We start from the raw sequence: 5,671 nt of genomic DNA, 5'->3' as shown, positions 1-5,671 counted from the left end.
CCAACAGCTTCGCGGCTCAAGCGCCGCTCCTGCGGCATATTAAAACAACGGAGAAAACGTAATGACGATTGCTTACTGGTGCGTGCTTGCCGCCATCTTCCTGCCCTACCTGTCCACCGGCTTCGCCAAGTTTCAGGGCGGGTTCGGCCCCAAACAAAACCATAACCCCCGCGAGTTTCTGGAAACTCTGGAAGGGAGTCGCAAACGCGCCCACTGGGCGCAGCAGAATGGTTTTGAAGTCACCCCGGCTTTTGCAGCGGCAGTGATCATCGCCCACCTGGCTGCCACGTCTCCGCAGGGCACCATTGATGGTATCGCCCTGGCGTTCGTCGCCAGCCGCATTCTCTTCACCGTCTGTTATGTGGCTGACTGGGCCAGCGCCCGCACCCTGGTCTGGGCCTTTGGCATGGGTTGTATCGTGGCGCTATTCGTGGGCGCAGGCAGTTAAAACAGTGGCGAGTTACGAGTATTGAGTTTCGAAAGGCAAAACCACAACCGGCAGCCGCGATTGTAGATTTTCGCTTCTCGATACTCGTAACGTTTCCATGCCCCGGACCTTCACCATCACCGTCAACGGCAAGGGCCATTTCCCCTGCCGCACCGACCAGTCCATCGTCGACGCCGGCCAGCAGGCCGGTTTCGGCTTCCCTGTGGCCTGCCGCAATGGCGTGTGTGAGCGCTGCATCGGTCGCCTTAGTCATGGACAGGTGCAACAGAAAAACCGCACCATTCACGCGGGCGATGCCAGCAGCTCCCAGGTGTTATACTGCGTCGCTCTGCCACTCAGCGATTGCGAGATAGATGTGCCCGAGGTAACCGCGCCCGGTGAATTGCCGGTCCACCAGATTCATTGCCAGATCCAGCAGATCGACGCGCTCAACCACGACGTCAGCCGGGTCTGGCTGCGCCTGCCCGCCGGCAAGAAAATCCAGTGGCACGCGGGCCAGTACCTGATGCTGAACCTGCACGGCGAAAGCTATCCCTTTTCCATCGCCAACCATTGCGATGGCCGCGATATTGAATTGCACATCCGCCATGGTGATGACAACAGCGCCGCCCAGGACATTATGGCCAGCCTGCGGGCAGACAGCACCGTGAGTACCACCCTGCCCGCCGGCCTGCGGTTTATCGACAGCGCACCGGACCAGCCCGTGTGGTTCATCTGCGGCTCCACTGGTTTTGCACCGGTAAAAGCCATGATCGAACGTCTGATCACCCTGAATTTCACTCAGCCAGTGCGGCTGTTCTGGGGCGCACGAACCGACGCAGACCTGTATCTGCCCCACCTGCCGGCCCAATGGCAGGGTGCCCTGGCCGACTTCGATTTCATCACTTCCCTGTCGGATATCCGCCACCCGGACCACGCCGAAGGGCTGGTCCATGAAGCCGCACTGGAAGCGCTCAGCGAACCCGACCTGCCCCTGTTCTTTCTGGGCGGTTCCCCGCCCATGGCCTGGGCGGTGTTCGATGCACTGGTGGCTGAAGGCGTTCCCGCCGGCAACATTCACTGCGACGTGTTTGACTACGCCCCACGGGACTGAAAGCCGTCGTGCAGGAGCGTGCTTGCAAGCGAAGAAGGGGCTGCGACCCGACAGCCCAGCTCTTCGCGTGCAAGCACGCTCCCACATTGAATTTTTGCTGTTGCTGTCGGAGCTTGTGACACCGCCCTTGCAACTGCTCTAATGGGCCTTCACGGATCGGAATGGCTGCCATGGCGCAGGACGCGAACAACACGAGCCAAACGTTTTTACTACCCTGTCACGAATGTGATCTGGTGTCGGCCGTGAGCCCCGGCAAGGATGGCCAGTGGCTGCAGTGCCCCCGCTGCCAGCACCCACTGATGCGCCCGGCACAAAACGACCAGCTCACCCCTGCCCTGGCCTTTACTGCCCTGCTGCTGCTGACCCTGTCTTTACTGTTTCCCTATCTGGGCTTCGAGAAAAATGGCATCGAGCGGGCCATGACCGTCACCGACGCGGCCTATGAGCTGGCGATTTACCACCACCCGGCCCTGGCCGTTATCGTGATCGCCACCATCATTGTGATCCCGGCGCTGTATCTGTTGTCGGTGTGCTGGATTCATATGAGCCTGGCCAGCCCCGGGCCCCTGCCCGGCAGCCTGTTTCTGGCCCGCTGGTTACCCCGCATGCAGCCCTGGATGATGGCCGATGTCTTTGCCATCGCCGCCCTGGTCAGCCTGGTGAAAATCATCGCCATGGCCCATATCCAACTGCTGTCCGCCTTCTGGACCTTTTCCGGTTTCGCCCTGATCCTGCTAATCACCGTCACCCGCATGAACACCATCGGCCTGTGGCAGCGGCTGCTCGGCGACCTGCAACAGCCAGCGCAGGCACAAGCCGGCGACACCGCCCAGCGCCAGGGCCTGATTGGCTGCCAATGGTGCGGGCAGCTGCAGCCCTTGGGACAATCCCACCGCTGCCACCACTGCCACAGTTTTCTCCACGAGCGTCACCCCTTCAACCTGCAGCGGGTCTGGGCATTGCTGGTCACCGCCATTCTCTGCTGCTTTCCGGCGCACCTGTTCCCAATCATGATCACTACCAGCCTGGGCAAAACCGAGCCCTCCACCATCATTGCCGGGGTCATGCTGTTTCTGCGCCACGGCGACTGGCCCATCGCCCTGATCATTTTCACCGCCAGCGTGCTGGTGCCCTTCGGCAAGATCCTCGCCCTTGGCTGGCTATGCATCGCCGCCCGCCAGCGACAGCCTCTGGACATGACCAGCCAGATGAAGCTCTATCGGCTCACCGAGTGGATTGGCCGCTGGTCCATGATTGACGTCTTTGTGGTGGCCATCATTGTGGCCCTGTTTCAGATGGGCAATATTCTTACTGTTACCCCCGGTGTCGGTGGGCTGGCCTTTTCCGCCGTGGTGATTTTTACCATGCTCGCAGCACACCAGTTTGATCCCCGCCTGATCTGGGACCGGCAACAACAGCTACTGCAAGACTCAAAACAGCGCGCAGAACAACGCCAGCCACCGACACTTGAACCGGAGAAACCCTCTTGAACCAGGCCGATTCGCCACCGTCACATCGCCGCCCGCGGTTATCTGCTGTTTGGCTGATTCCATTGCTGGCCGCACTGATCGGCCTGTGGCTGGTGTTCAGCTACCTCTCCAGCCAGGGCCCGGTCATTACCCTGGAACTGGAAGATGCGGAAGGCATCAACGCCGGCAAAACCGCCGTCAAGATGCGCAATGTGCAAGTGGGAGTGGTGGAAAGCGTCAGCCTGTCCGAGGACTTGAGCCACACCCTGCTCAGCGTGCAAATGCAGGCCGACACTGAACGCATGCTCAACAGCGACACACAATTCTGGGTGGTAAAACCCCGGGTCGGGCGTGAGGGAGTCAGCGGCTTGAGCACCGTCCTGTCCGGTGCCTATATCGAATTACTACCCGGCAACAGCAGCAAGAAGGCCAAAACCTTTACCGTAAAAAATTCGCCACCGCCGGAGAAAACCGGGGACGGACTGTTCCTGAAACTGATCAGCGAGCCAGGCACCAACATCAATAACGGCGACCCGGTGAGTTTCCGCAGCCTGAAAGTGGGCCGCGTGGTAGACACCACCTTTGACCCCGATGCCGAACTGTTTCGCCACCGCCTGTTCATTGAAAAACCCTATGATGTACTGGTCAGCGACAGCAGCCGCTTCTGGAAAGTCTCCGGCATCGGCTTCCAGCTGGATGCCCGCGGCTTCCAGGCGCAACTCAGCTCACTGGAAGCCCTGCTTGGCGGTGGCATTTCCTTCTCCGTGCCCGATCCCAACATGAGCACCGGCGCCCCCGTGGAAGACGACCACCAGTTCGTGCTGCATGACAACCAGGAAAGCGCCAAGCGGGCTCTCTACACCCAGACACTGGATTATGTGCTGCTGGTTGAACGCAGCGTGCGCGGCCTGCAAGCCGGGGCACCCGTCGAATACCGCGGCATCCGCATCGGCACGGTGGAGCAAGTCCCCTGGGCCTTTGGCACCGAAGGCCCCAACGCCATGACCGACAGTCCGATTCCGGTACTGATCCGCCTGGAACCACAACGGGTCACCCATCAATCCACGATTGCATTGCCCTCATGGAAAAGTGAAATCAGCCAGATGGTGGAAAACGGCCTGCGCGCCAGCCTGAAAGCCGGCAATCTGCTGACCGGCTCCCTGTTTGTTGACCTCGAGTTTCACAACAACGCCCCGGCAACCGATGCCTCGCCCACCTACCGCTCCGTACCCGTCCTTCCCTCCGTGGGCAGCGGCGGCCTGAGCAAACTGGAAGATCAACTTCACGCCCTGCTGAAAACCCTGAATGGGCTTCCCATGCAGGACATGGCCAACAACCTCAACAGCAATCTTAAACACCTGTCCGGCGTGACCGGCCGCATCGAAAACCTGCTGGATGACCCCGCTCTCAATGCGCTGCCCCAGCAGATTTCCGACAACCTGAATGCGCTGGAAAGCACCCTGCAGGGCTGGCAGGCTGGCGGCGATGGCTACCGGGAACTGCAAGGCACCCTGCAGAAACTCAATCGACTGCTGGATGACGCCGAGCCATTACTCGACACCTTGAATGAACAGCCCAACGCGCTGATCTTCCAGCGCCACCCGGCCACCGACACCCAACCCCGAGGTGCACAATGATCCGCCTGTTAGCCATCGCCGCCCTTCTCGCCGGCCTGTGGGGCTGTAGCCACGCCCCCGCCACGTCACCGCCGGGCTACCTGCTGCCGTCTGCCACCGGGGCCGCGCATTCACCGCTAACCATCAAGGTACAGCTGGCCAGTTACCTGAACCGGGGCGGCATTGTCATGCAACTCAGTGACAGCGAGATACAGGTGGGCCGCCACCATCGCTGGGCCGAACCGCTGGCCACGCAATTACAACGCTCCCTGGAAACCCGCATGCCCAGCGGAGACAACAAGACGCTCACCGTGGAGCTGACCCGCTTTCAGGGCCTGCAAGGCAAAGACAGGGATTCCGCCGTCATCACCGGCCGCTGGGCACTGACTGGAAACAACGGAGAGATCGCCCAGGGGCGCATTCAGTGGGAAGCCGCGCTGGACAACGGCGGCTATGCGAATCTGGTAAGAACGCTGGATCAGGGTTGGCAGGCAGTGGCGGCAGAAATTGCCACCGCCATGGATTGAATCGTGGGAGCGAGCCTGGAGCCCACAACCAACCCCTCGAAGGGGCCTGCTTTGTAGGTCGACTTAGGGCGTAGCCGTAAGCCGACATCCCGCTGAACCGTAGCGGTAACGCTTTATGTCAGATTACGCCTTCAGGCTAATCAGACCTACAGGGAGGCGGTATCGCATCGCACGCGCCCAAACAACTCGCTTACGGCACGCTCTTATCTGGCAACGGCAGGGCAGGCAGATTGCCTTCCAGCTGAGCCATACGGCGATCAAACGCAGACATGGCCTTGCTGGAATCGCCCAGCGCCCGGTACAGGCGCGCCAGTTCCGCCAGCGCCGTGGCACTCTGGCTGGAGTTGGCCGCCGCCTCGAAAAAGCCCTGCGCCTTGCCCCACAGACGCGCTTTCAGCGCAACACGGCCAGCGGTGATCAACACCGCCGCATTGCCCGGTCGTTCTACCAGCCACTTTTCCAGCACCTGCAGCAGGTCGTCCGGGGGAATATCGTCGATGGCTTCCAGCACCGGCGGC

General features: G+C 61.0%; 6 protein-coding genes. 5 read left to right on the top strand and 1 reads right to left on the bottom strand.

What is annotated here, in order from left to right:
• The first annotated feature begins 61 nt into the window (after positions 1-61).
• From A3730_RS12020 to A3730_RS12000, 5 genes are all read left to right on the top strand, one after another.
• On the top strand, positions 62-448 hold the full coding sequence (locus tag A3730_RS12020) for an MAPEG family protein (protein WP_063538119.1): 387 nt from the start codon (positions 62-64) through the stop codon (positions 446-448).
• A gap of 97 nt (positions 449-545) precedes the next feature.
• A complete protein-coding gene (locus A3730_RS12015) occupies positions 546-1,541 on the top strand; it encodes a 2Fe-2S iron-sulfur cluster-binding protein (RefSeq protein ID WP_063518957.1) in 996 nt (331 codons plus the stop codon).
• Between the two features lie 161 nt (positions 1,542-1,702).
• Positions 1,703-3,031 (top strand): paraquat-inducible protein A, encoded by a 1,329-nt coding sequence (locus tag A3730_RS12010; protein WP_063519249.1) that lies wholly within the window; start codon positions 1,703-1,705, stop codon positions 3,029-3,031.
• Positions 3,028-4,647: an intermembrane transport protein PqiB gene (gene pqiB / locus A3730_RS12005; RefSeq protein ID WP_063519248.1), complete on the top strand. Its 1,620-nt coding sequence runs from the start codon at positions 3,028-3,030 to the stop codon at positions 4,645-4,647. The genes A3730_RS12010 and pqiB overlap by 4 nt, the downstream gene beginning before the upstream one ends.
• Positions 4,644-5,153, top strand: a complete 510-nt coding sequence (locus A3730_RS12000) for a membrane integrity-associated transporter subunit PqiC (protein ID WP_063519247.1) — start codon at positions 4,644-4,646, stop codon at positions 5,151-5,153. The genes pqiB and A3730_RS12000 overlap by 4 nt, the downstream gene beginning before the upstream one ends.
• Positions 5,154-5,343: 190 nt before the next feature.
• Here the strand turns inward: A3730_RS12000 and A3730_RS11995 are convergent.
• Positions 5,344-5,671 (bottom strand): heme biosynthesis protein HemY (locus A3730_RS11995; protein WP_369819070.1); only part of this gene is annotated, 328 nt, incomplete at its 5' end.

This window comes from Alcanivorax sp. HI0044 (assembly GCF_001634945.1).
Note: the sequence above shows the minus strand (reverse complement) of the source record. Positions and strands in the feature narration are given on the sequence as shown.

What these genes read in the sequence shown, in the direction of transcription:
- A3730_RS12000 (WP_063519247.1), top strand. Translation starts at nt 4,644, where the DNA reads ATGATCCGCCTGTTAGCCATCGCCGCCCTTCTCGCCGGCCTGTGGGGC.
- A3730_RS12020 (WP_063538119.1), top strand. Translation starts at nt 62, where the DNA reads ATGACGATTGCTTACTGGTGCGTGCTTGCCGCCATCTTCCTGCCCTAC.
- A3730_RS12015 (WP_063518957.1), top strand. Translation starts at nt 546, where the DNA reads ATGCCCCGGACCTTCACCATCACCGTCAACGGCAAGGGCCATTTCCCC.
- A3730_RS12010 (WP_063519249.1), top strand. Translation starts at nt 1,703, where the DNA reads ATGGCTGCCATGGCGCAGGACGCGAACAACACGAGCCAAACGTTTTTA.